21 protein-coding genes are annotated in these 24,506 nt (G+C 62.5%); 4 read left to right on the forward strand and 17 right to left on the reverse strand.

Annotation, left to right across the window (positions count from 1 at the left end):
• Positions 1–8 precede the first annotated feature (8 nt).
• Both mutS and fdxA read left to right on the forward strand, forming a co-directional pair.
• Positions 9–2,576 (forward strand): DNA mismatch repair protein MutS, encoded by a 2,568-nt coding sequence (mutS, locus tag P3C50_RS20145; protein WP_275547316.1) that lies wholly within the window; start codon positions 9–11, stop codon positions 2,574–2,576.
• A 139-nt stretch (positions 2,577–2,715) separates the two neighbouring features.
• Entirely contained in the window at positions 2,716–3,039 is a 324-nt protein-coding gene (gene fdxA, locus P3C50_RS20150; protein ID WP_013716392.1) for a ferredoxin FdxA, read from the forward strand.
• 452 nt (positions 3,040–3,491) lie between these two features.
• On the opposite strand, the gene rpoS is transcribed toward fdxA, so the two are convergent.
• From rpoS to P3C50_RS20195, 9 genes are all read right to left on the reverse strand, one after another.
• Positions 3,492–4,499: an RNA polymerase sigma factor RpoS gene (gene rpoS, locus P3C50_RS20155; RefSeq protein ID WP_197857862.1), complete on the reverse strand. Its 1,008-nt coding sequence runs from the start codon at positions 4,497–4,499 to the stop codon at positions 3,492–3,494.
• Positions 4,500–4,600: 101 nt separating this feature from the next.
• On the reverse strand, positions 4,601–5,434 hold the full coding sequence (locus P3C50_RS20160; protein ID WP_275547317.1) for a peptidoglycan DD-metalloendopeptidase family protein: 834 nt from the start codon (positions 5,432–5,434) through the stop codon (positions 4,601–4,603).
• A gap of 93 nt (positions 5,435–5,527) precedes the next feature.
• Positions 5,528–6,466 (reverse strand): DUF368 domain-containing protein, encoded by a 939-nt coding sequence (locus P3C50_RS20165; protein ID WP_275547318.1) that lies wholly within the window; start codon positions 6,464–6,466, stop codon positions 5,528–5,530.
• A gap of 25 nt (positions 6,467–6,491) precedes the next feature.
• Positions 6,492–7,127 (reverse strand): protein-L-isoaspartate(D-aspartate) O-methyltransferase, encoded by a 636-nt coding sequence (locus P3C50_RS20170; RefSeq protein ID WP_161627115.1) that lies wholly within the window; start codon positions 7,125–7,127, stop codon positions 6,492–6,494.
• 38 nt (positions 7,128–7,165) lie between these two features.
• Entirely contained in the window at positions 7,166–7,915 is a 750-nt protein-coding gene (gene surE / locus P3C50_RS20175; protein ID WP_275547319.1) for a 5'/3'-nucleotidase SurE, read from the reverse strand.
• Positions 7,903–8,961: a tRNA pseudouridine(13) synthase TruD gene (gene truD, locus P3C50_RS20180; RefSeq protein WP_275547320.1), complete on the reverse strand. Its 1,059-nt coding sequence runs from the start codon at positions 8,959–8,961 to the stop codon at positions 7,903–7,905. Before truD ends, surE begins: the two co-directional genes overlap by 13 nt.
• Positions 8,958–9,431, reverse strand: a complete 474-nt coding sequence (gene ispF, locus P3C50_RS20185) for a 2-C-methyl-D-erythritol 2,4-cyclodiphosphate synthase (RefSeq protein ID WP_275547321.1) — start codon at positions 9,429–9,431, stop codon at positions 8,958–8,960. Before ispF ends, truD begins: the two co-directional genes overlap by 4 nt.
• A gap of 110 nt (positions 9,432–9,541) precedes the next feature.
• Positions 9,542–10,390 (reverse strand): S-formylglutathione hydrolase, encoded by an 849-nt coding sequence (gene fghA, locus P3C50_RS20190; RefSeq protein ID WP_275547322.1) that lies wholly within the window; start codon positions 10,388–10,390, stop codon positions 9,542–9,544.
• Between the two features lie 99 nt (positions 10,391–10,489).
• Positions 10,490–11,602, reverse strand: coding sequence for an S-(hydroxymethyl)glutathione dehydrogenase/class III alcohol dehydrogenase (locus P3C50_RS20195; protein WP_275547323.1), 1,113 nt, complete (start codon positions 11,600–11,602; stop codon positions 10,490–10,492).
• 134 nt (positions 11,603–11,736) lie between these two features.
• On the opposite strand from P3C50_RS20195, the gene P3C50_RS20200 reads away from it, so the two are divergent.
• Both P3C50_RS20200 and raiA read left to right on the forward strand, forming a co-directional pair.
• The gene (locus tag P3C50_RS20200; RefSeq protein WP_275547324.1) at positions 11,737–12,633 is read left to right on the forward strand and encodes a LysR substrate-binding domain-containing protein; all 897 of its coding nucleotides are present in this window, start codon (positions 11,737–11,739) and stop codon (positions 12,631–12,633) included.
• Positions 12,634–12,773: 140 nt separating this feature from the next.
• Positions 12,774–13,097: a ribosome hibernation-promoting factor, HPF/YfiA family gene (raiA, locus tag P3C50_RS20205; RefSeq protein ID WP_275547388.1), complete on the forward strand. Its 324-nt coding sequence runs from the start codon at positions 12,774–12,776 to the stop codon at positions 13,095–13,097.
• A gap of 12 nt (positions 13,098–13,109) precedes the next feature.
• Here raiA and ispD read toward each other — a convergent pair whose 3' ends face one another.
• The 8 genes from ispD to dnaE form a co-directional block, all read right to left on the reverse strand.
• Positions 13,110–13,808: a 2-C-methyl-D-erythritol 4-phosphate cytidylyltransferase gene (gene ispD / locus P3C50_RS20210; RefSeq protein ID WP_275547325.1), complete on the reverse strand. Its 699-nt coding sequence runs from the start codon at positions 13,806–13,808 to the stop codon at positions 13,110–13,112.
• Positions 13,805–14,083 carry a cell division protein FtsB gene (ftsB, locus tag P3C50_RS20215; protein WP_017363771.1) on the reverse strand — a complete coding sequence of 93 codons (279 nt, stop codon included), beginning with the start codon at positions 14,081–14,083 and terminating at the stop codon, positions 13,805–13,807. Before ftsB ends, ispD begins: the two co-directional genes overlap by 4 nt.
• Positions 14,084–14,368: 285 nt before the next feature.
• Complete coding sequence (gene eno / locus P3C50_RS20220; protein WP_275547326.1) at positions 14,369–15,658, reverse strand: phosphopyruvate hydratase; 1,290 nt, start codon at positions 15,656–15,658, stop codon at positions 14,369–14,371.
• A 148-nt stretch (positions 15,659–15,806) separates the two neighbouring features.
• Positions 15,807–16,652 carry a 3-deoxy-8-phosphooctulonate synthase gene (gene kdsA, locus P3C50_RS20225; RefSeq protein ID WP_275547327.1) on the reverse strand — a complete coding sequence of 282 codons (846 nt, stop codon included), beginning with the start codon at positions 16,650–16,652 and terminating at the stop codon, positions 15,807–15,809.
• Between the two features lie 3 nt (positions 16,653–16,655).
• On the reverse strand, positions 16,656–18,287 hold the full coding sequence (locus tag P3C50_RS20230; protein WP_212629752.1) for a CTP synthase: 1,632 nt from the start codon (positions 18,285–18,287) through the stop codon (positions 16,656–16,658).
• A gap of 150 nt (positions 18,288–18,437) precedes the next feature.
• Positions 18,438–19,760 (reverse strand): tRNA lysidine(34) synthetase TilS, encoded by a 1,323-nt coding sequence (gene tilS, locus P3C50_RS20235; RefSeq protein WP_275547328.1) that lies wholly within the window; start codon positions 19,758–19,760, stop codon positions 18,438–18,440.
• A gap of 58 nt (positions 19,761–19,818) precedes the next feature.
• The gene (locus P3C50_RS20240) at positions 19,819–20,769 is read right to left on the reverse strand and encodes an acetyl-CoA carboxylase carboxyltransferase subunit alpha (RefSeq protein ID WP_275547329.1); all 951 of its coding nucleotides are present in this window, start codon (positions 20,767–20,769) and stop codon (positions 19,819–19,821) included.
• Positions 20,770–20,906: 137 nt separating this feature from the next.
• Positions 20,907–24,437, reverse strand: a complete 3,531-nt coding sequence (gene dnaE, locus P3C50_RS20245; protein ID WP_275547330.1) for a DNA polymerase III subunit alpha — start codon at positions 24,435–24,437, stop codon at positions 20,907–20,909.
• Positions 24,438–24,506 lie beyond the last annotated feature (69 nt).

A 24,506-nucleotide genomic window follows, 5' to 3' on the forward strand; every position in this document is an offset into this window, starting at 1 on the left:
GGCCCGGCATGACCGATCTCTCCGCACACACCCCGATGATGCAGCAGTACTGGAAGCTGAAGAACCAGCACCTGGACCAGTTGATGTTCTATCGCATGGGTGACTTCTACGAAATTTTCTATGAAGACGCGAAGAAGGCGGCGAAGCTGCTGGACATCACCCTGACCGCTCGCGGTCAGTCGGCCGGCCAGTCGATCCCCATGTGCGGCATCCCCTTCCACTCGGTTGAAGGCTATCTGGCCAAGCTGGTCAAACTTGGCGAATCGGTGGTGATCTGCGAGCAGATCGGCGACCCGGCCACCAGCAAGGGGCCGGTGGAGCGCCAGGTGGTACGCATCATCACTCCCGGCACCATCAGCGACGAAGCCTTGCTCGACGAACATCGCGACAACCTGCTGACTGCCGTCCTCGGTGACGAGCGCCTGTTCGGCCTGGCCGTGCTGGACATCACCAGCGGCCGCTTCAGCGTTCAGGAAATCAAGGGCTGGGAAAACCTGCTGGCCGAACTGGAGCGCCTGAGCCCCGCCGAACTACTGATCCCGGACGACTGGCCACAGGGCCTGCCCGCCGAGAAGCGCAAGGGCTCGCGACGCCGCGCGCCCTGGGATTTCGACCGCGACAGCGCCTTCAAGAGCCTGTGCCAGCAGTTCGGCACCCAGGACTTGAAGGGCTTCGGCTGCGAGAACCTGACCCTGGCCATCGGCGCCGCCGGCTGCCTGCTGGCCTATGCCAAGGAAACCCAGCGCACCGCCCTGCCGCACCTGCGCAGCCTGCGCCATGAGCGCCTGGACGACACGGTGATCCTCGACGGCGCCAGCCGCCGCAACCTAGAGCTGGACATCAACCTTTCAGGTGGCCGCGACAACACCCTGCAATCGGTCATGGATCGCTGCCAGACCGCCATGGCCAGCCGCTTGCTGGGCCGCTGGCTGAACCGCCCGCTGCGCGACCGCGCGGTGCTGGAGGCGCGTCAGAACGCCATCACCTGCCTGCTCGACGGTTACCGCTTCGAGACGCTGCAGCCGCAGCTCAAGGAAATCGGCGATCTGGAACGCATCCTTGCCCGCATCGGCCTGCGCAACGCTCGCCCGCGCGATCTGGCTCGCCTACGCGATGCCCTGGCTGCGCTGCCCGAGCTGCAACAGGCGATGACCTCGCTGGACACACCGCACCTGCAAAAACTCGCCACTACCGTTGCCACCTACCCTGAGCTGGCCGACCTGCTGTCCCGCGCCATCATCGACAATCCGCCGGCAGTCATTCGCGATGGCGGCGTGTTGAAGACCGGCTTCGACGCCGAACTGGACGAGCTGCAGGCGATGAGCGAGAACGCCGGCCAGTTCCTCATGGATCTGGAGGCACGCGAGAAAGCCCGCACCGGCCTGGCCAACCTCAAGGTCGGTTACAACCGCGTGCACGGTTACTTCATCGAGCTGCCGACCAAACAGGCCGAGTCCGCCCCGGCCGATTACATCCGCAGGCAAACGCTCAAGGGCGCCGAGCGTTTCATCACCCCGGAGCTCAAGGAGTTCGAAGACAAGGCATTGTCGGCCAAGAGCCGCGCCTTGGCGCGCGAGAAGATGCTCTACGACGCGTTGCTCGAGAGGCTGATTGGCCACCTCGCCCCGCTGCAGGACAGCGCCGCGGCCCTGGCCGAACTGGACGTGCTGAGCAACCTGGCCGAGCGCGCGCTGAACCTCGACCTGAACCGCCCGCGCTTCGTCGACGAGCCGTGCATGCGCATCGATCAGGGGCGTCATCCGGTGGTCGAGCAGGTGCTGACCACCCCCTTCGTGGCCAACGACCTGGACCTGGACGACAACCGCCGCATGCTCGTCATCACCGGGCCGAACATGGGCGGTAAGTCCACCTACATGCGCCAGACCGCGCTGATCGTGCTACTGGCCCATATCGGCAGCTTCGTGCCGGCAGCGACCTGCGAGCTGTCGTTGGTCGACCGCATATTCACCCGGATCGGCTCGAGCGACGACCTGGCTGGCGGCCGTTCCACCTTCATGGTGGAGATGAGCGAAACCGCCAATATCCTGCACAACGCCAGCAAACGCAGCCTGGTACTGATGGACGAAGTCGGTCGTGGTACCAGCACTTTCGACGGCCTGTCGCTGGCCTGGTCGGCAGCCGAGCACTTGGCGCGCCTGCGTGCCTTCACCCTGTTCGCCACACACTACTTCGAGCTGACGGTATTGCCGGAAAGCGAGCCGGTAGTGGCCAACGTGCACCTTTCGGCCACCGAGCACAACGAGCGCATCGTTTTCCTCCATCACGTCCAGCCCGGACCGGCGAGCCAGAGCTATGGCCTTGCAGTGGCACAACTGGCGGGCGTGCCGGGCACCGTGATCAGCCGAGCCCGTGAGCACCTGGCACGTCTGGAGGCCACCAGCTTGCAGCACGACCTGCCGCGCCAGGAGCCAGGTAAGCCGCAGGTACCGATGCAGAGCGACCTGTTCGCCAGCGCGCCACATCCACTGCTGGAGCAATTGGACAAGATCAATCCCGATGATCTGACTCCGCGTAAAGCGCTCGAGCTGTTATATACATGGAAGACGCAGATCTAACGCTCCAAACAACAAACTGCTAGAATCGCGCGCAATTTTACGACCGCCCGGTTTACAGCCTGAGCCGCGGCCTTAGACAGAGCGCCTGGCAGCCCTTCGCAGAAAGAGCCCAGGCCGCCGCCCCGAGGAGAGAATCAGAATGACCTTCGTCGTCACCGACAACTGCATCAAGTGCAAATACACCGACTGCGTGGAAGTCTGCCCGGTGGATTGCTTCTACGAAGGCCCTAACTTCCTGGTCATTCACCCGGACGAGTGCATCGACTGCGCCCTGTGCGAGCCGGAATGCCCGGCTCAGGCTATCTTCTCCGAGGACGAGGTACCCGAGGATCAGCAGGAATTCATCGAGCTGAACGCCGACCTGGCCGAAGTATGGCCGAACATCACCGAGAAGAAGGATGCGCTGCCGGACGCCGAAGAGTGGGACGGCGTGAAGGACAAGCTGCAGCATCTGGAGCGCTGAGTTCGCCAGAAACACGGAGACCCGCCATGTGCGGGTCTTTTGCTTTATACGGAGCCACTTCGACATTCCGTCCCGGCGTAGCGTCAGAAATAGCGGACAAAAAAAGGGGCGGCTCGCGCCGCCCACTTTTATTCCCTAATCCCTTTGTCTCCCAAATCATCGTCCTGATGAATCGCTTCTTGCGATACTCCTGATCGTCATCCTGGCGACCTGTGCTTGTCCCTGAGCACGGGTGTGATATTAGCCACTTCAGACTTCCGCACAACCCGACTGAAATGCGCTCAATCAGTTCGATTAAATTTAATTTCCTTTAAAAACAAATAATTACAAGAACTAGTCGGTTAAAATCAGTCCACTTCAGCACAAAGACTGACAACAGTTGTAAGCAACGGCTTACGCGACAGCACATAAAAAACCCGGCCGAAGCCGGGTTTTTCATCGAGGCGCAAACCTCATTGAAACAATGCGTCGCTGGACAGGCCGTTCTTCTCCAGAATTTCACGAAGACGCTTGAGCGCTTCGACCTGAATCTGCCGCACGCGCTCGCGAGTCAGGCCGATCTCCTGGCCCACCTCCTCCAGCGTACAGCTCTCATGCCCACGCAGACCGAAACGACGCACAACGACCTCGCGTTGCTTATCGGTCAGGTCTGACAACCACTGATCGATGCTCTGCGACAGATCATCGTCCTGCAACAGCTCGCAGGGGTCGGTCGGCCGATCATCGGTCAAGGTGTCGAGCAGGGTCTTGTCCGAGTCCGGACCGAGCGAGACGTCCACCGAGGACACGCGTTCGTTGAGGCCAAGCATTCGCTTGACCTCACCCACCGGTTTTTCCAGCAGGTTGGCAATTTCTTCCGCGGAAGGCTCATGGTCCAGCTTCTGAGTCAGCTCGCGGGCCGCACGCAGATAGACATTGAGTTCCTTGACCACATGAATCGGCAAACGGATGGTTCGCGTCTGGTTCATGATGGCGCGTTCGATGGTCTGGCGGATCCACCAGGTGGCATAAGTCGAAAAACGGAACCCCCGCTCCGGATCGAACTTCTCCACGGCGCGAATCAGGCCCAGGTTACCCTCCTCGATCAGGTCGAGCAGGGAAAGGCCGCGATTGACGTAACGCCGGGCGATCTTCACGACCAGGCGCAGATTGCTCTCGATCATGCGCTTGCGCCCGGCAGGATCGCCCTTCTGCGCCAGGCGCGCGAAGTGCACTTCCTCTTCGGGAGTGAGCAAGGGAGAGAAACCGATTTCGTTGAGATAAAGCTGAGTGGCGTCCAGCGCCCGGGTGTAATCGATGTACTTGTGCTGCCTGGAAGGGGCTGCGTTCTTGGCCTTGGGCCGCGCGACCGGTGCTTCCACTTCATCGCCCTGAACCTCGCCGAAAACGATGCCGGACTCCATCAGGAGTAGCTCATCGTCGACGTCAAACTCCGGCGCTTCTTTTTTGATGAGAGCCATTGTTGTTGTCCTTAGCTGAGTTCGACAACAGACTCTGGCGGAACCGTCCTGGCCATACCTGAGCCCGTCCCTCCTACGCGATGGAACGGGTCAGCCGCGGATCAACGACGTGGCAGATATTGCAGCGGATCGACAGGTTTACCTTGGCGGCGAATCTCGAAGTGCAGCTTCACCCGGTCGGCCCCTGTGGACCCCATTTCGGCAATGCTTTGCCCCGCTTTGACCTGCTGCCCCTCCCGTACCAACAACCTGCGGTTATGACCGTAAGCACTTACGTAGGTGTCGCTGTGTTTGATGATGATCAACTCGCCGTAGCCCCGCAAACCACTCCCGGCGTACACCACCGATCCATCAGACGCAGCTAAAACAGGCTGTCCTAATTCCCCGGCGATATCAATGCCTTTATTCAAACTACCGTTTGAGGAAAAACGACTGATCACTGCGCCCTGTGTCGGCCAGGACCAACCGCTGGCCGAGCGGCTTACCGGGGTTACAGGCGTGGTCGCGGGCGTGTTGGCGACAGGTGGCCGAGCGGGCTGAGAGGCAGGCGGGGCCGTCACGGCGACCGGCGGACGGCTCGGCACCGGGCGGGTGACCACCGGCGAGGTGGCCGGGCTCGGTGTCGAAACGACTGTCTGGCTGCTAGCGACTGGGCGATTGTCGAAACGGATCTTCTGGCCAACGCGAATGATGTAAGGATCACGCAGGCCGTTGTGCGCAGCCAGCGCCTTCCAATCCCAGCCGAAACGAAAGGCGATGGAATAGAGGGTATCGCCACGCTGCACGACATAGTGGCCGTTGCGCACGGGCTGGCGCTGGACCACCGGAGCACGCCCCTGGCCCTGCCCGCGATCGACCACCTGCACGCCCCCAGGAGGCGAACTGACGCAACCGGCCAATGCCGAGGCGGCAAGGATGGCGAGCGGCAGGCGCAAGGCTGCGACTGCGCGCACTAGCACGTGAAGGACGGTGCAACTCACCCAAACGCTCCCTGAATGATTCCGTGTACGGCGCCCATTGTGCCGTATTTATTCGGTGCGGCCAGCATCGACTGGCCGACGCCCTGCCAGCCACTCCAGACCCAGCACCAAGACGATACCGCCTAGCGCCAGCGCCACGGCGAATAGCAGCTGTGGATCCTGGCCGCTGACGTCGGCGAATTGCCCGGGCAGCAGATTGTTCTGCAACAGCGGCACCTGCTCGCCCTTGCTGTCGACACGCCAGGTCAGCGTTTCCTTCCAGGGCCAGACCTTGTTCAGGGAGCCGAGCATCAGCCCGCTGAGAAACGCCAGGCTGAGGTCCCGCCAGCGCGACAGCAGCCAGCTGAGCAGGCGCGCAAAACTGAGGATGCCCACCAGGCAGCCACTGGCGAAAACCGCCATGACCATGAGATTGAAGTCCTTTACCGCGCCCAGCACCACGGAATAAAGGCCGAGCAGCAGCAGGATGAAGCTGCCGGAAATGCCCGGCAGGATCATCGCGCAGATGGCGATGGCCCCGGCCAGGAACAGGGTCGGCAAGTCACTGCCCCACTGCATGGGCGCCGCGACGGTGATCCAGTAGGCGAAAGCCAGACCGAGCACGAAGCTCACCACCCTGCTCCAGTTCCAGCGCCCGATTTCGCGGCCGACCAGATAGGTGGATACCAGAATCAGCCCAAAGAAGAACGACCAAACCGGAATCGGATGATGGTGCAGTAAATAGGTGATGACGCGGGCGAGCGTGAGGATACTGGTGACAATGCCGCTGAACAGCACCAGGAGAAAGGTCGCGTTGGCCATCTGCCAGGCGTCCTTGATGCGGCCGCGCAGCAGCAACAGCAATGCCTCGGGGATACCGGCGATGGAGCGCAGCAGCTCGTCGTAAATGCCGCTGATGAAGGCGATGGTGCCGCCGGAAACACCTGGCACCACATCGGCAGCGCCCATGGCCATACCCTTGGCGTAGAGCAGGAAATGTTTCTTCATGGATCCTTCCAGAGCGATAAAGCGATCAGGCCAGCGGCCCGTTGAGCAGCGGCACGAAGCGCACCGCGTCCAGCACATGACGGGAAAAACCATCCTCTTCACGTACGATCAGCAACAATTGCTGCACATCGCCGCTGCCCACCGGAATGACCAGGCGTCCGCCCGGTGCCAGCTGATCGAGCAGAGCCTGCGGTACCTGCGCCGCAGCCGCCGTGACGATGATGCCGTTGTACGGGCCGAGCGCATTCCAGCCTTCCCAGCCATCTCCCCAGCGAAAGACCACGTTGCGCAGCTTGAGTTCGGCCAGACGCTCCTTGGCGCGATCCTGCAGCACCTGAATGCGCTCGACCGAAAACACCCGCTCTACCAGTTGCGCCAGCACGGCGGTCTGGTAGCCGGAGCCGGTGCCGATTTCCAGAACCTTGTCCAGCGGCCCGGCTGCCAGCAGCAGCTCGGTCATGCGACCGACCATGTACGGCTGGGAAATGGTCTGGTTATGACCGATGGGCAGCGCAGTGTCTTCATAGGCGCGGTGCGCCAGCGCTTCATCGACGAACAGATGACGCGGGGTACGGCGGATCACTTCCAGTACCCGCGCGTTGGACAGTCCTTCCTCGTAGAGGCGCTGGATCAATCGTTCGCGGGTGCGCTGCGAGGTCATGCCGATCCCGCTGCGCTGCATGTCGTCCTGTCCACGCATCAGAAGATGCCCTCCAACCAGCCATCCATAGTTTCGAGAGCCTCATTAAATGTGCGATCGAGCCGTAGCGGCGTGATCGATACATAGCCTTGCATCACGGCATGGAAATCGGTGCCCTGGCTGCCGTCCTCGACATCACCAGCAGCCGCGATCCAGTAACCTTCCTTGCCCCGCGGGTTGACCACCTTCACCGGCGCTGCTGCGCGCGCACGGTGACCGAGACGCGTCAGCTGTACGCCACGGATATGTTCGAGCGGCAAATTCGGCACATTGACGTTGAGCACGGTGCGCGGCGGCAACTCGAGGCGCTCGTGCGCTTCGACCAGCTTGCGGACAAAATAGGCAGCAGTGGGCAGATTATCGGGAAGCCGCGACAGCAGCGAAAAGGCGAACGCCGGTTTGCTCAGGAAGCGACCTTCCAGCGCGGCGGCGACGGTCCCGGAATAGAGCACATCATCGCCCAGGTTGGCGCCCAGGTTAATGCCCGAGACGACCATGTCCGGCGTCTGCTCGAGCAAGCCGTGAAGCCCCAGATGCACGCAATCGGTCGGCGTGCCGTTGAGGCTGATGTAACCGTTGGTCAGGGCCATGGGATGCAGCGGGCGATCGAGCGTCAGCGCACTGCTGGCACCGCTCCTGTCTTCGGCCGGGGCGATCACCACGCATTCGGCGTAGTCGGCCAGCGCCTGGTGCAACGCGGCGATACCGGGCGCGTTCACCCCGTCGTCGTTGGAAATCAGAATTCGCATGGAGTATCCGTCTGCCCTGCTGGCACCAGATCGAGCAATTCGCGCACCACCACGGTGGCGAAACACCCGGCCGGCAGGACGAATGCAAGTTGCAGAATATCGGGCTCGGGATAATGCCACGTAAGGCTCTGAATGGGGAGGCGCAGAATGCGCCGTTCGTGCGCCATGTCCGCCTTGACCAGCCATTGCACCAGTTGCGCAGCGTCATCGGCGACGCTTTGCTCCAACTGCTGGGTAGCACCACCGGTCGGCAGCGCACCGTCACCCCACAACGGCCCGGTGGGATGCAGATCAAGAATGGCCAGGCGCGGGTCATGGCATTCAGCCTCGCCTGCCATGAAGAAACTGCGACTGCCAGTAAAGGCCAGCAAATCGCCGATCTGCGCCTGGTTCCAGGTGCCGGCCGCCACGCGCCTGGCCAGCACCTGGTTGAACAGGTAACTGCGTGCCGCTGAAAGCAGGCGCGAACGCAGATTGCGCTGCACCGGCAGCTCCTGGCGCGAGGCAAAATCTCGCGCCTGCTCGACATTGCCGCCATCAAAGCCGAAACGCTGCAGGCCGAAGTAATTCGGCACGCCCTGCTCGGCGATACGCTGCAGGCGCTGCTCAAGGGCATCACGGTCAGCCTCGAGCGCGGTCAGGCGCAAGGTGAAGCCATTGGCCGAATGGGCGCCGCGCTGCAGCTTGCGGTTATGCCGCTGGCTGCTCAGGATGACCAGATCATCGCCCTGCGCGGCGGCAAGATCGGGGTCGGCCTTGCCCGGCAGGTGCAGGCTGAACCACTGACGGGTCAGCGCCTGGCGATCCTTGAGACCGGCATAGCTGACCGCCTTGAGCGGCAAACCGGCAGCACGGGCGATGCGCCGCGCCGCTTCCTCGGTATTCAGGCCGCGTTTTTCCACCCACAGCCATAGGTGCTCACCTTGGCCCGTGAGCGGGATGTCCAATACTTCATCGACCTGGAAATCTTCGGCCGTGGCCTTGAGCACAGCACGCCCGCAGGCCTGGCCATGCGCGCGCGGCCCCAGCAGCTGCAGCTCGTTCATGCCTTGACCAGCAAGGCCACGGCATGCACCGCAATACCTTCCTCGCGCCCGGTGAAGCCGAGCTTCTCGGTGGTGGTGGCCTTGACGTTGACCTGATCCAGCTCGATGTCGAGGTCTTCGGCAATGCGCTCGCGCATGCTCTGAATGTGCGGCGCCATCTTCGGCGCCTGGGCGATGATGGTGGTGTCGACATTGCCCACCGCGTAGCCCTTGGCCCGCACCAGGCCCATGACGTGACGCAGCAGCGCACGGCTGTCGGCGCCCTTGAAGGTCGGATCGGTATCGGGGAAATGTTTGCCAATATCGCCCAGCGCCACCGCGCCGAGCAGGGCATCGCTCAGCGAGTGCAGCAGCACGTCGCCGTCGGAGTGAGCGACAAGTCCGAACTTATGGGGAATCCGCACGCCGCCGAGGGTGATGAAATCGCCTTCGCCGAAGCGGTGTACGTCATAACCATGACCGATACGCATAAAGAACAACGCCCTGAAAAAGTCAGGGCGTGATTCTAACCGAAAGCTGCAAGAGCCTGTGTGCAGCCAAGCCTGCGGCCAAGCTTTACTTGCCGCTTGTGGCTTGCCGCTTAAAGCTGCCGCAACGCGGCCGCATGATGACGCAGATGCTCGTCGATGAAGCTGGCGATGAAATAGTAGCTATGGTCATAGCCAGGCTGCATGCGCAGCGTCAGCGGATGCCCGGCGGCCTTGGCCGCGGCCTGCAGTACCTGTGGCTTGAGCTGGCCTTCGAGGAAGTCATCGCGATCACCCTGATCGACCAGGATCGGCAGCTTCTCCTCAGCCTCGGCGATCAGCACGCTGGCATCCCACTCACGCCAACGCGAACGCTCCTCACCCAGGTACAGGGAAAACGCCTTCTCGCCCCAGGGGCAGTTCATCGGATTGCTGATCGGCGAGAACGCCGACACCGACTGGTAGCGCCCAGGGTTCTTCAGCGCACAGATCAAGGCGCCGTGACCGCCCATGGAATGGCCGGCGATGCCACGCTTGTCCGAAACCGGGAAGTTGGCCTCGATCAATGTCGGCAGTTCCTGCACCACGTAGTCGTACATGCGGTAGTGACGGGCGAACGGTTCTTGCGTCGCGTTGACATAGAAGCCGGCGCCGAGGCCGAAGTCATAGGCGCCATTGGCGTCGTCGGCCACGCCTTCGCCACGCGGGCTGGTGTCCGGCGCGACGATGATCAACCCCAGCTCGGCCGCCATGCGCTGAGCGCCGGCCTTCTGCATGAAATTCTCATCGGTACAGGTCAGGCCGCTCAGCCAGTACAGCACCGGCAGCTTGGCGCCCTGCTCGGCCTGCGGTGGCAGATAGACGGCGAACACCATGTCGCAGTTCAGGCTGCTGGAGCGATGGCGATAGCGCTTGTGCCAGCCGCCAAAGCTCTTGTTGCTGGAAACGATTTCGAGGGTCATGAGCCGCTCCGTAGGGTGCGCCATGCGCACCAAGGGGTTGCGGTGCGCACAGCGCACCCCGCGAGAATCCGTGCGGCCAAGAGGCCGCACGGTGTTTCATCAGAAATGGATGACGGTACGGATGCTCTTGCCTTCATGCATCAGCTCGAAGGCTTCGTTGATCTCGTCCAGCCCCATGTTGTGAGTGATGAAGGTGTCTAGCGGGATCTCGCCCTTCTGCGACTTCTCGACATACCCCGGCAGCTCGCTACGGCCCTTGACCCCACCGAAGGCACTGCCACGCCAGACGCGACCGGTGACCAGTTGGAACGGACGGGTGCTGATCTCGGCACCGGCTGGCGCCACGCCGATGATGGTCGACTCGCCCCAGCCCTTGTGGCAGCACTCCAGCGCGGCGCGCATCAGCTGCACGTTGCCGATGCACTCGAAGCTGTAATCGACGCCACCGTCGGTCATCTCGACGATGACGTCCTGGATCGGCTTGTCGTGCTCCTTCGGGTTGACGAAGTCGGTGATGCCCAGCTCACGTGCCACGGCTTCCTTGGCCGGGTTGATGTCGATGCCGATGATGCGCGAGGCCTTGGCCATCTTGGCACCGATGATCGCCGCCAGGCCGATGCCACCCAGGCCGAAGATGGCCACGGTGGAGCCCTCGGTGACCTTGGCGGTGTTGAGTACGGCACCGATACCGGTGGTCACGCCGCAACCGAGCAGGCAGACCTTGTCCAGCGGCGCCTCCTTCGGGATCACCGCAACCGAAACTTCTGGCAGCACGGTGTATTCGGAGAAGGTCGAGCAGCCCATGTAGTGGTAGATCGGCTCACCGTTGTAGCTGAAACGGGTGGTGCCGTCCGGCATCAGGCCCTTGCCCTGGGTGGCACGCACCGAGCTGCACAGGTTGGTTTTCTGCGATTTGCAGAATTTGCACTCACCGCACTCGGCGGTGTACAGCGGAATCACGTGGTCGCCGACCTTCACCGAGGTCACGCCCTCGCCCACCGCCTCGACGATGCCACCACCCTCGTGGCCCAGCACGCAGGGGAATACGCCTTCGGAGTCCTGGCCGGACAGGGTGTAGGCATCGGTATGGCAAACGCCGGTGGCGACGATACGCACCAGCACTTCACCGGCCTTTGGCGGCTCGACATCGATCTCGACGATCTTCAGCGGCTCGTTGGGCGCGAAAGCGACGGCAGCACGGGACTTGATCATGAAAGCTCTCCTGAGCGTTGCGAAAGTGCCGAGCAGTCTAGAACAACGGCAAGAAGAGATAATTCAACAGATATCAAAACATTATTGCCACACAGGGATAATATGCTCATCCGTCAACGACTGGAGCAAAAACCATGAGTCGCTGGGAAGGACTCGACGAATTCGTCGCCGTCGCCGAGTGTGGCCAGTTCAGCGCCGCCGCGGAACGACTGGGCCTGTCCACCTCGCAGGTCAGCCGGCAAGTGGCGCGCCTGGAGGATCGCCTGCAAAGTCGCCTGTTCTACCGCAGCACGCGCCGCGTGGCCCTGACCGAGGCCGGGCAGTTGTTTCTGCAGCATTGCCAGCGCCTGCAGGATGCACGCGAGGAAGCATTGCGAGCAGTCGGCGACCTCGGAGCGGAGCCCAAGGGGCTGCTGCGCATGACCTGCGCGGTGGCCTATGGCGAGCGCTTCATCGTGCCGCTGGTGAATGATTTCATGGCCCGCCACCCGCAGCTACGTGTGGAGATCGAGCTGTCCAACCGCCAACTGGATCTGCTGCACGAAGGCCTCGACCTGGCCATCCGCCTTGGGCGCCTGCAGGACTCGCGGCTGATGGCGGCACGCCTGGCACCTCGGGAGATGTACCTGTGCGCCGCGCCCGAGTACTTGCAGCGCTACGGCCGACCGCACTCGCTGTCGGAACTTGCCCGGCATAACTGCCTGATCGGCAGCAGCGAAAACTGGAGTTTTGCCGAGAACGGCCGGGAAACCCAGGTGCGGGTACAAGGCAACTGGCGCTGCAACAGCGGCCAGGCCGTGCTCGACGCCGCGCTGCGTGGGTTCGGCCTGTGCCAGTTGCCGGACTATTACGTGCTGGAACACCTGCGCAGCGGGCAACTGATCTCCCTGCTGGAGCAGCACCGCCCGCCCAACACCGCGGTCTGGGCGATCTACCCGCAACAACGTCATCTCTCACCAAAGATCCGCCAGCTAATCGACTCGTTGCGCCTGGGGCTGAGTCAGCGCGCTGAGTACGCCGCCCCCGCCTGAGCCCTGCAACAACCTTGTCGCTCAGCTGAACCGTCATGGAATGTCACAAGCCTGGCCGAAACTTGAGCGAGGCGACCGCGTCACAACCAATGTCCCCGGCAAACGGGGCCTCACGAATTCAGCAGCATGAGGACATGGTTATGCAGGTTCTGGTCAACAGCGGTAAGCACGTCGCCTCGTCGATGGCCTTCAAGGAAGACATCAGCAGTCGAGTGCGCAGCAAACTCCAACGCTACGAGGACCACCTCACCCGGATCGAAGTCCACCTTTCCGACGAGAACGCGCTCAAGAGCGGCCCTCAGGACAAACGCTGCAAGGTCGAGGCACGGATGAAAGGGCGTGACCCGATGACGGTATCCCACGATGCAGAGGAAATGCATCAGGCCATCGACGGCGCCATGAACAAGCTGACCAACGCGCTGGATCGCAACCTGGGCAAGGACGCGAAAAACTGGACGCACTGATGCAGCAATGAATCAATGGCCGCGTGGCCATAATGACTGCAGATAGTGCAGATCTTCCGGGCGGGTGACCTTGAGGTTGTCCGCCCGGCCTTCGATCAGCCGCGGCGCCTGCCCCGCCCACTCCATGGCAGAGGCCTCATCGGTAATCGCCACCTGCACCTGCAGAGCCTGACTCAGCGCGCCATGCAACGCCCCCAGGCGGAACATTTGCGGCGTATAGGCCTGCCAGATCACACTGCGATCCACGGTCTGCGACACTCGCCCGTCGGCACTGGCACGCTTGAGCGTATCGCGCGCCGGCACGGCCAGCAGGCCGCCCACCGGATCATCGGCCAACTCTGCCAGCAAACGGTCCAGGTCCTGCCTGGCTAGATTGGGGCGCGCGGCGTCATGCACCAACACCCAGTCCTCGGCACCTGCGGCCTCGGCAAGCAGCGTCTGCAGCCCGGCCAGTACCGAATCGGCCCGCTCACGCCCGCCTGGCGCACGGCGTACACGCGGATCGCTGGTAACCGGGAGTTGCGGCCAGAACGGATCGTCCTCCGCAACGCATACCACCGCGCCCAGCAGGCCAGGGTGATCGAGAAAACAATGCAGGCTGTGCTCGAGAATGCTGCGACCGGCAATCTGCAGGTACTGCTTGGGACGGTCGGCAGCCATCCTTGCGCCGACGCCAGCTGCTGGAATCACCAGCCAGAATGGAACACTCATTCAGTCAGCAGGTAGAGGGTTTCACCCTCTTTGAGCATGCCCAGCTCCTGCCGCGCGCGCTCTTCAACGGTCTCCATACCGCGCTTGAGCTCCATCACCTCGGCCTCAAGGATGCGGTTGCGCTCCAAAAGACGCTCGTTCTCGCCTTGTTGCTCGGCGATCTGCTGCTGCAGGCGGCTAACCTGGGCAAGACTGCCCTCGCCGACCCACAGACGATACTGCAGACCGGCAAGCAACAGGATCAGCACGATGAACAGCCAATACGGACTACGCATGGAGCGGCTCGCAGATTGAGTCATCGGCATGGTAGGGGCTGCGTTCATGCTTGAAAAGAAGCCGACTGATGAGTGACATGGGGTTTCTGTACCTGCATCCGTGCAATGGTTCCCAAAGATCGACGAAGCGTCCACGAAAAACGCCATGCCCGCAATCGCGCAGCCTCTGTAGGAGCGGCTTCAGCCGCGACAATCGCGGATAAATCCGCTCCTACAGTGCGGCACCAACGCTGGGATAACCACGAAAAAGGGCGACTTGCGTCGCCCTTTTCTACCACGCAGATGTTAGCCGCGGAACTCGGCACGGCCCTTGTACGGAGCCTTGCCGCCCAGCTGCTCTTCGATACGCAGCAACTGGTTGTACTTCGACACGCGGTCGGAGCGGCACAGCGAGCCGGTCTTGATCTGACCAGCGGCAGTACCCACGGCCAGGTCGGCGATGGTGCTGTCTTCGGTTTCACCACTGCGGTGCGAGATCACGGCGGTGAAGCCGGCAGCCTTGGCCATCTGGATGGCTTCCAGGGTTTCGGTCAGCGAGCCGATCTGGTTGAACTTGATCAGGATCGAGTTGCCGATCTTCTCGTCGATACCGCGCTTGAGGATCTTGGTGTTGGTAACGAACAGATCGTCGCCAACCAGCTGTACCTTCTCGCCGATCTTGTCGGTCAGGACTTTCCAGCCCGCCCAGTCCGACTCGTCCATGCCGTCTTCGATGGAGATGATCGGGTAGCGCTGGGTCAGACCAGCCAGGTAGTCGGCGAAACCGGCGGCGTCGAAGACCTTGCCCTCGCCTTCCAGATCGTACTTGCCGTCCTTGAAGAATTCGCTGGAGGCGCAGTCCAGCGCCAGAGTCACGTCATCACCCAGCTTGTAGCCAGCGTTGGCAACAGCTTCGGCGATGGCAGCCAGGGCATCTTCGTTGGAGGCCAGGTTCGGCGCGAAGCCACCTTCGTCACCCACAGCAGTGTTCAGGCCACGGGCCTTCAGTACGGCTTTGAGGTGATGGAAGATTTCGGCGCCCATGCGCAGGGCATCGGCGAAATTCTTGGCGCCCACCGGCTGCACCATGAATTCCTGGATGTCGACGTTGTTATCGGCATGCTCGCCGCCGTTGATGATATTCATCATCGGCACCGGCATGGAGTAGACGCCCGGGGTGCCGTTCAGATCGGCGATGTGCGCGTACAGCGGCACGCCCTTGGCCTGAGCGGCGGCCTTGGCAGCAGCCAGGGACACGGCGAGGATGGCGTTGGCGCCCAGCTTGGCCTTGTTCTCGGTACCGTCGAGCTCGATCATCGCGCGGTCCAGCGCCTTCTGATCGGCAGCGTCCTTGCCCAGCAGCAGGTCGCGAATCGGGCCATTGATGTTGGCGACGGCTTTCAGCACGCCCTTGCCCAGGTAACGGCTCTTGTCACCATCACGCAGCTCCAGCGCTTCGCGCGAGCCGGTGGAGGCACCCGACGGCGCACAGGCGCTGCCGACGATACCGCCTTCCAGAATCACATCGGCTTCCACGGTGGGGTTGCCACGGGAGTCGAGAACCTCACGACCCTTGATGTCGACGATCTTTGCCATTGTTGTTAATGCTCCAAAGGTTGACGATAAGACAGCAGCAGCAGGCTGCACTGGGCCGCCGCTGTCCGCAGGCAGATCGGCGGCTCACGCTGACTCACGGGTCAGGCGGGATTTTTCTCGGGCGGCACTTTACCGGATTGCGTGCGGTTCAGGCAGTCTCGATTGGCGGAAAACTCTTCACCAGATCATCGAGCTGCTTGAGCTGGCTGAGGAACGGCTCCAGCTTGTTCAGACGCAGGGCGCATGGGCCATCGCACTTGGCGTTTTCCGGGTCCGGATGCGCCTCCAGGAACAGACCAGCCAGGCCCTGGCTCATGCCGGCCTTGGCCAGGTCGGTGACCTGAGCACGGCGGCCGCCGGCGGAGTCGGCACGGCCACCCGGCATCTGCAGCGCGTGAGTCACGTCGAAGAACACCGGGTACTCGAACTGCTTCATGATGCCGAAGCCGAGCATGTCCACCACCAGGTTGTTGTAACCGAAGGAGGAACCGCGCTCGCAGAGAATCAGTTGATCGTTACCGGCCTCTTCGCACTTGGTCAGGATGTGCTTCATTTCCTGCGGAGCGAGAAACTGCGCCTTCTTGATGTTGATCACCGCGCCGGTCTTGGCCATGGCCACCACCAGATCGGTCTGCCGCGAGAGGAAGGCCGGCAACTGGATGATGTCGCACACTTCGGCCACGGCAGCGGCCTGATGCGGCTCGTGAACGTCGGTGATGACCGGCACGCCGAAGGTCTTCTTCACTTCCTCGAAGATCTTCATGCCCTCTTCCAGGCCAGGGCCGCGGAAGGAGGTGACGGAGGAACGGTTGGCCTTGTCGAAGCTGGCCTTGAACACATAGGGGATACCGAGTTTCTCGGTCACCCGTACGTACTCTTCGCAGGCCTGCATGGCCAGGTCGCGCGACTCGAGCACGTTGATGCCACCGAACAGCACGAATGGCTTGTCGTTGGCGATTTCGATATCGCGAACCTTGATGATCTTCTGCGCCATGGGTCAGACCTTCTTCGCTTTCTGCGCCAGTGCGGCGTTGACGAAACCGCTGAACAGCGGATGGCCGTCACGCGGCGTGGAGGTGAATTCCGGGTGGAACTGGCAAGCGACGAACCACGGATGATCCGGCGCCTCGACCACTTCCACCAGCGCGCCATCGCCAGAGCGGCCAGTGACCTTCAGGCCAGCCTCGGTCAGCTTTGGCAACAGGTTGTTGTTCACTTCGTAACGGTGACGGTGACGCTCGACGATCACGTCCTTGCCGTAGCAGTCGTGCACCTTGGAGCCGGCCTGCAGCTGGCAGTCCTGCGCACCCAGACGCATGGTGCCACCCAGGTCGGAGCTCTCGCTGCGCTGCTCGACGCTGCCTGCCGCGTCCTGCCACTCGGTGATCAGGCCAACTACCGGGTGCTGACTGGCCATGTCGAATTCGGTGGAGTTGGCGTCGGTCCAGCCCACCACATTGCGGGCGTATTCGATCACCGCGACCTGCATGCCGAGGCAGATACCCAGGTAAGGAATCTTGTTCTCGCGAGCGTACTGCACGGTCTTGATCTTGCCTTCCACGCCGCGCAGACCGAAGCCGCCCGGGACCAGGATGGCGTCGACGCCTTCAAGCAGGCCGGTGCCCTGATTCTCGATGTCTTCGGAGTCGATATAGCGCAGGTTGACCTTGGTGCGGTTCTGGATGCCGGCGTGACTCATCGCTTCGATCAGCGACTTGTACGCATCAAGCAGCTCCATGTACTTGCCGACCATGGCGATGGTGACTTCTTTCTCCGGATTGAGCTTGGCATCGACCACGCGATCCCACTCGGACAGGTCGGCGCCGCCGCACTCCAGGCCGAAACGCTCGACGACGAAGTCATCCAGGCCCTGAGCGTGCAGCACGCCCGGAATCTTGTAGATGGTGTCGACGTCTTCCAGACTGATCACTGCACGCTCTTCGACGTTGGTGAACAGGGCGATCTTGCGGCGCGAGGACACATCGATCGGATGGTCGGAGCGGCACACCAGCACGTCCGGCTGCAGGCCGATGGAGCGCAGCTCCTTGACCGAATGCTGGGTCGGCTTGGTCTTGGTCTCGCCGGCAGTGGCGATGTACGGCACCAGGGTCAGATGCATCAGCATGGCGCGCTTGGCGCCCACTTCCACGCGAAGCTGGCGGATGGCTTCGAGGAACGGCTGCGACTCGATGTCACCAACGGTGCCGCCGATTTCCACCAGGGCCACGTCGGCATCGCCGGCGCCCTTGATGATGCGACGCTTGATTTCGTCGGTGATGTGCGGAATGACCTGGATGGTTGCGCCCAGGTAATCACCACGGCGCTCCTTGCGCAGCACGTCTTCGTACACGCGGCCGGTGGTGAAGTTGTTGCTCTTGCTCATCGTGGTGCGGATGAAGCGCTCGTAGTGACCCAGGTCGAGGTCGGTCTCGGCACCGTCGTGGGTAACGAACACCTCACCGTGCTGGAACGGACTCATGGTGCCCGGATCGACGTTGATGTAAGGGTCCAGCTTGAGCATGGTGACCTTCAGGCCCCGCGCCTCCAGGATGGCCGCCAGTGAAGCCGAGGCGATGCCTTTCCCCAATGAAGAAACAACACCACCCGTGACGAAGATGTAGCGCGTCATGAAAAACCCTAGAAGTCTGCGTTTAAGCGGTCAGTGCCGCCGGGGAAAGCGAAGGAGCGCCATCGACAACACAATGGCAAGCTCGCCAAGCTCCCTGAGGGAGTCGGCAAAAGCTGTAGTAAGACGGGAGCGTAGTCTACCCGAAAGGCCTTACCAGCTCAAACCTTGCGCGCCGATAGGCGGTGACCAGTGCAGACGCACCCCGCTCGCCTCGATTCCTGGCGCATGCGTCAGGTTCGCCACCGCCATCAGCTCATCGCCATCGAACAGCAGCGGCAGGCGCAAACGCACGAATGCCGGCACGCGCATTTCATTGAGCAGGCGCTTGAGATCACGCCTGCCGCGCCCCGGCACCTGCAGCGACTCGCCTCCTTGACGGTAGCGTAGTTGCCAGCGACCTTGCGCCAGCTCGCCAGACAAATGCACCTGACCATTATCGGGAAGCTCGACTGGCTCGCCAGACGCAGCGCATGGCAGCTCCAGCGGCCGCAGCGGCTTCAGCCAGTCGCCACTGAGCCACCACAAGCGGCCATCGGCGCGGTGCAATTCGCCATCGGCCAGTTTCCAGATCGGCGTCGCATCCGCGACGGCATCGCGAAGGTCGTACCAGCCAGCCCAGTGATCGCTGTCCGGCATGCGGGTAAGCGGCGCCAGCCAATGCCGCAGCAGGTTGCGTTGCCGCGCATCGCTCAGCGCGGTCACTGCCGCGAGGTCCAGAGAAGGCAAAGGCAACCAGGGAAATGCGCAAGCGCCACGAGCAGCAAGCAGGTCCATCTCGGCCAATTCATTGAGCAGTAGCTGAGCCTCACCCAGGTGCACAGCGCCGCGCGCAAGACTTGCAGCAGCCTGCGGCCAGCGCTCGGCCAGCAGCGGCATCACCTGCCTGCGCAGGAAATTGCGACTGAAACGCTCGTCGGCATTGCTAGGGTCCTCGACCCAAACCAGACCACGACTTTGCGCGTAAGCCTGCAACTCGGCGCGCGAACAGTCGAGCAGTGGCCGCACCAGCCTGCCCGGCCCCAGCGGCCGACTGGCCGGCATGGCAGCCAGCCCGCGCACCCCTGCCCCGCGCAGCAGACGAAATAGCAGGGTTTCGGCCTGATCGTCGCGATGCTGGGCACTGAGCAGCACCTCGCCCGGCCCCAGCCGCTCACTGAATACCGCATAACGCGCGTTCCGCGCGGCCTGCTCCAGGCTCGCCCCCGGCGTCACCTGCACCTTGACGATCTGCAGAGAAATATCCAGGCGTGCACAAAACTGCGCGCAATGTTCCGGCCAGTCATCGGCTACCGACTGCAGGCCATGATGGACATGAATGGCAGTCAGCGGCGGCAACTGCTCGTGCCGCGCCCAGTCGGCGAGCAGATGCAGCAGCACGCTGGAATCCAGGCCACCGGAAAAGGCGATACGCCAGGCAGGAGCCGTGCGCCACGGCTGCAGAGCCTGACGCAGGTGAAGATCGAGAGCAGTCATCGGCCAAGCTTAAACAACAATGGGCCCGAAGGCCCATTGAGATATGCGCTGAGAGAACTCAGGCGATGCCGTAGCTCATCAGGCGGTCGTAACGGCGCTTGAGCAGCGCGTCGGTATCGTGCTCCTGCAGGCTGGCCAGTTGCTTGGTCAGCTCTTGGCGGATCGACTCCGAGGCGGCGGCCGGATCGCGGTGCGCGCCGCCCAGCGGCTCAGCGATTACCTGATCGACAATACCCAGATCCTTCAGGCGTTCGGCGGTGATGCCCATGGCCTCGGCAGCATCCGGCGCCTTCTCAGCGGTACGCCAGAGGATCGAGGCGCAACCTTCCGGCGAGATCACAGAGTAGGTGGAGTACTGCAGCATGTTCAGCTGGTCGCAGACGCCAATGGCCAGCGCACCGCCAGAACCGCCTTCGCCGATGACGGTGGCGATGATCGGAGTCTTCAGGCGCGCCATCACGCGCAGGTTCCAGGCGATGGCCTCGCTCTGGCCACGCTCCTCGGCATCGATGCCCGGGTAGGCACCAGGGGTGTCGATGAAGGTGAGGATCGGCATCTTGAAGCGCTCGGCCATTTCCATCAGGCGGCAGGCCTTGCGATAGCCCTCAGGGCGCGGCATGCCGAAGTTGCGGCGCACCTTCTCGCGCACTTCGCGGCCCTTCTGGTGACCGATGATCATCACCGGCTGATCGCCCAGGCGCGCAACGCCACCGACGATGGCAGCGTCGTCGGAGAAGTGACGGTCGCCGTGCAGTTCGTCGAACTCGGTGAAGATGTGCTGGATGTAGTCCAGGGTATAAGGGCGGCGCGGATGGCGCGCGAGCTGCGCGATCTGCCAGCTGGTCAGGTTGCCAAAGATGCTTTCGGTCAGGGCGCTGCTCTTGTCCTGCAGGCGGGCAATCTCGTCGCCGATGTTCAGCGCGTTGTCATTACCAACCAGGCGTAGCTCTTCGATCTTGGCTTGCAGGTCGGCGATCGGCTGTTCGAAATCGAGGAAATTCGGGTTCATAGTCATCCGTCTTGCGTCGACGGCCAAGTGGCCGGGGAGCTGTATCCATTAGGCGCCCTACCTTAAGGGATGGGGCGCAGCGGGTCGACACCCTTGGGTGCCTTTGCTGTCACGAAGAGGAATTTTCCTCTCGCATATCAGCGGTAGTGCAAAAAGACGTTGTCGCGCCCGAACTGGTCACGCAATGCCTGAATCAAAGTGTCGGCCGGGTCGATTCGCCAGGCATCGCCGAATTGAAGCAAGGCGCGTGCCTCCTCGCCACTGTAGTCGACGGTCACCGGGCAGGCTCCCTTGTGCTTGCTGCACAGCTCGGCCAGCCAGCGCAGGCGATCACCCTTGAGCGCTTCACTGGCGACCTTAACGCGCAGGCTGTCGGCCAGGCCGGTACGGGCCTCTTCCAGGCTCATCACGCGCTTGGCGCGCAGACGCAGACCGCCGGAGAAATCGTCGTTGCTGACCTCGCCCTCAACCACCACCAGCGCATCGTTCTGCAGCAGCGCCTGGTTGCTGGCGAAGGCATCGGCGAACAGCGAGGCTTCGATACGCCCGGAGCGGTCATCGAGGGTGATGAAGCCCATCTTGTCGCCCTTCTTGTTCTTCATCACCCGCAGGTTGACGATCATCCCGGCGATGGTCTGGGTATCGCGTGCAGGCTTCAACTCGACGATCCGCTGGCGGGCGAAGCGGCGAATCTCGCCTTCGTATTCGTCGATGGGGTGGCCGGACAGGTAGATGCCCAGGGTGTCCTTCTCGCCTTTCAGGCGTTCCTTAATCGGCAGCTCGCGGGCCTTGCGGTGGTTGGCGTAGACATCCGCCTCGGGCTCGGCGAACAGGCCGCCGAACAGGTCCATGTGGCCGCTCTCGGCGCTGCGCGCGGTCTGCTCGGCGGACTGCACGGCCTCTTCCATGGACGCCAGCAACACCGCGCGGTTCTTGTCCACGCTGGCCTGGTAAGCCTTGAGCTCGTCCTGGTAGTAGGGGCCGAGGCGATCCAGCGCGCCGCTGCGGATCAGCGCTTCAAGGGTGCGCTTGTTGATGCGCTTGAGGTCGACGCGGTTGCAGAAGTCGAACAGGTCCTTGAACGGCCCACCTTCGGCACGGCATTCGACGATGGCCTCGACAGGCCCCTCGCCCACGCCCTTAACCGCACCGAGGCCATAGACGATACGGCCATCGTCGTTGACGGTGAACTTGAACTCGGAGACGTTCACGTCCGGCGGATCGATGCGCAACTTCATGTTGCGGCACTCTTCCACCAGGATCACCACCTTGTCGGTGTTGTGCATGTCCGCCGAGAGCACCGCGGCCATGAACGGCGCGGGGTAATGCGCCTTGAGCCAGGCTGTCTGGTAGGACACTAGTCCGTAGGCGGCGGAGTGCGACTTGTTAAAGCCGTAGCCGGCGAACTTCTCCACCAGATCGAAGATGTTACCTGCCAGGTCGGCGTCGATATTGTTGTTGGCGCAACCTTCGATGAAGCCGCCACGCTGCTTGGCCATTTCCTCGGGCTTCTTCTTGCCCATGGCGCGGCGCAGCATGTCCGCCTGGCCCAGGGTGTAACCGCCCATGACCTGGGCGATCTGCATCACCTGCTCCTGATAGAGGATGATGCCGTAAGTGGGCTTGAGCACCGGCTCCAGGCCGGCGTACTGGTAGTCCGGATGTGGATAGGACAGCTCGGCACGACCGTGCTTACGGTTGATGAAGTCGTCCACCATGCCGGACTGCAGCGGACCGGGACGGAACAGCGCCACCAGTGCGATCATGTCTTCCAGGCAGTCGGGCTTGAGCTTCTTGATCAGCTCCTTCATGCCGCGCGATTCGAGCTGGAAGACCGCGGTGGTCTCGGCCTTCTGCAGCATGGCGTAGGTCGGCTTGTCATTGAGGGGGATGAAGTCGATGTTGACCAGTTCTTCGTCCGAGGCGCCATCGCGCTTCTGGATGCGGTGAATGGTCTCCATCGCCCACTTGATGATGGTCAGGGTACGCAGACCGAGGAAGTCGAACTTGACCAGGCCGGCCTGCTCGACGTCGTCCTTGTCGAACTGGGTCACCAGGCCGCCGCCCTCCTCGTCACAGGCGATCGGCGAGAAGTCGGTGAGCTTGGTCGGCGCGATCACCACACCACCGGCATGCTTGCCGGTACCGCGCACCACGCCTTCGAGCTTGAGCGACATGTCCCAGATTTCCTGGGCTTCCTCGTCGTTCTTGAGGAATTCGCGCAGCGGCTCCTCCATGTCAAAGGCCTTCTCCAGGGTCATGCCCACTTCGAAGGGAATCATCTTCGACAGACGGTCGGCCAGGCCGTAGGACTTGCCCTGCGCCCGTGCCACGTCGCGCACCACCGCCTTGGCCGCCATCGAGCCGAAGGTGATGATCTGGCTGACCGCGTTACGCCCGTACTTCTCGGCCACGTAGTCGATCACACGGTCGCGGCCGTCCATGCAGAAGTCGACGTCGAAGTCGGGCATGGAAATCCGCTCAGGGTTGAGGAAGCGTTCGAACAGCAGGTCATAGGCCAGCGGATCGAGGTCGGTGATCTTCAATACGTAGGCCACCAGAGAACCGGCACCCGACCCACGGCCAGGGCCGACCGGCACGCCGTTGTTCTTGGCCCACTGGATGAAGTCCATCACGATCAGGAAGTAACCGGGGAAACCCATCTGGATGATGATGTCGAGTTCGAAGTTGAGGCGGTCGATATAGACCTGCTTCTTCGCCTCGTAATCCGGCGTGTCCTTGGGCAGCAGCACTTCGAGACGCTCGTCCAGGCCCTCGAACGAGGCATGCCGCAGGTAGTCGTCGATGCCCATGCCATTCGGCGTGGGAAAGTCCGGCAGGAAGTACTTGCCGAGCTGTACGTCGATGTTGCAACGCTTGGCGATCTCGACGGTGTTCTCCAGCGCTTCTGGCAGATCGGAGAACAGCTCCCACATTTCCTCGGCGCTTTTCAGGTACTGCTGATCAGAGTAATTGCGCGGTCGACGCGGGTCGTCGAGGGTACGGCCTTCACCGATGCAGACGCGGGTTTCGTGGGCTTCGAAGTCGTCCTGCTTGATGAAACGCACGTCGTTGGTGGCCACCAGCGGCGCCTCGGCGCGATCGGCCAGGGCCACGGCCGCATGCAGGTATTCCTCGTCGCCGACACGGCTGGTGCGCTGCACTTCCAGATAGAAGCGATCCGGGAACACCGCCATCCACTCGCGCAGGCGCGTCTCCGCCATTGCTTCATCGCCAGCCAGCAACGCCAGGCCGACTTCGCCTTCGCGCGCACCGGACAGGGCGATCAGGCCCTCGGCGGCGTCCTTGACCCAGTCGCGCTGAATGATCACCAGGTCGTTGCTCTGCCCCTCGGCCCAGCCCCGGGAGATCAGCTCGGTGAGATTGCGGTAACCCTTGGCGTTCATCGCCAGCAGGGTCAGGCGCGTCAGCGGGCCATCCTCCTCGGCACTGGCCAACCAGATGTCAGCGCCGCAGATCGGCTTGACGCCGGCGCCCATGGCCGTCTTGTAGAACTTCACCAGCGAGCACATGTTGCTCATGTCGGTGACGGCCACCGCCGGCATACCGGCCCCGGCCACCGCCTTGATCAGGGGCTTGACCCGCACCAGACCATCGACCAGGGAGTATTCGGTGTGCAGACGCAGGTGGACGAAAGCTTGGGTCATGGAGGGCCTTGCAGATGAAAACGACAAAGCGCGGATTGTAGCCTAAGAGGGTCTGGCTTAGGGCCAGAG

This window comes from Pseudomonas sp. Marseille-Q0931 (genome assembly GCF_940789645.1).
Lineage (GTDB): Bacteria > Pseudomonadota > Gammaproteobacteria > Pseudomonadales > Pseudomonadaceae > Aquipseudomonas.

Coding starts and splice junctions, on each gene's coding strand:
- rpoS (WP_197857862.1), bottom strand. CDS start 4,499: ATGGCTCTCATCAAAAAAGAAGCGCCGGAGTTTGACGTCGACGATGAG.
- P3C50_RS20170 (WP_161627115.1), bottom strand. CDS start 7,127: ATGACCTCGCAGCGCACCCGCGAACGATTGATCCAGCGCCTCTACGAG.
- ftsB (WP_017363771.1), bottom strand. CDS start 14,083: ATGCGTAGTCCGTATTGGCTGTTCATCGTGCTGATCCTGTTGCTTGCC.
- P3C50_RS20230 (WP_212629752.1), bottom strand. CDS start 18,287: ATGACGCGCTACATCTTCGTCACGGGTGGTGTTGTTTCTTCATTGGGG.
- kdsA (WP_275547327.1), bottom strand. CDS start 16,652: ATGGCGCAGAAGATCATCAAGGTTCGCGATATCGAAATCGCCAACGAC.
- ispD (WP_275547325.1), bottom strand. CDS start 13,808: ATGAGTGTTCCATTCTGGCTGGTGATTCCAGCAGCTGGCGTCGGCGCA.
- P3C50_RS20240 (WP_275547329.1), bottom strand. CDS start 20,769: ATGAACCCGAATTTCCTCGATTTCGAACAGCCGATCGCCGACCTGCAA.
- P3C50_RS20165 (WP_275547318.1), bottom strand. CDS start 6,466: ATGAAGAAACATTTCCTGCTCTACGCCAAGGGTATGGCCATGGGCGCT.
- P3C50_RS20195 (WP_275547323.1), bottom strand. CDS start 11,602: ATGATCAAGTCCCGTGCTGCCGTCGCTTTCGCGCCCAACGAGCCGCTG.
- fghA (WP_275547322.1), bottom strand. CDS start 10,390: ATGACCCTCGAAATCGTTTCCAGCAACAAGAGCTTTGGCGGCTGGCAC.
- truD (WP_275547320.1), bottom strand. CDS start 8,961: ATGAACGAGCTGCAGCTGCTGGGGCCGCGCGCGCATGGCCAGGCCTGC.
- fdxA (WP_013716392.1), top strand. CDS start 2,716: ATGACCTTCGTCGTCACCGACAACTGCATCAAGTGCAAATACACCGAC.
- tilS (WP_275547328.1), bottom strand. CDS start 19,760: ATGACTGCTCTCGATCTTCACCTGCGTCAGGCTCTGCAGCCGTGGCGC.
- mutS (WP_275547316.1), top strand. CDS start 9: ATGACCGATCTCTCCGCACACACCCCGATGATGCAGCAGTACTGGAAG.
- dnaE (WP_275547330.1), bottom strand. CDS start 24,437: ATGACCCAAGCTTTCGTCCACCTGCGTCTGCACACCGAATACTCCCTG.
- surE (WP_275547319.1), bottom strand. CDS start 7,915: ATGCGAATTCTGATTTCCAACGACGACGGGGTGAACGCGCCCGGTATC.
- eno (WP_275547326.1), bottom strand. CDS start 15,658: ATGGCAAAGATCGTCGACATCAAGGGTCGTGAGGTTCTCGACTCCCGT.
- raiA (WP_275547388.1), top strand. CDS start 12,774: ATGCAGGTTCTGGTCAACAGCGGTAAGCACGTCGCCTCGTCGATGGCC.
- ispF (WP_275547321.1), bottom strand. CDS start 9,431: ATGCGTATCGGTCATGGTTATGACGTACACCGCTTCGGCGAAGGCGAT.
- P3C50_RS20200 (WP_275547324.1), top strand. CDS start 11,737: ATGAGTCGCTGGGAAGGACTCGACGAATTCGTCGCCGTCGCCGAGTGT.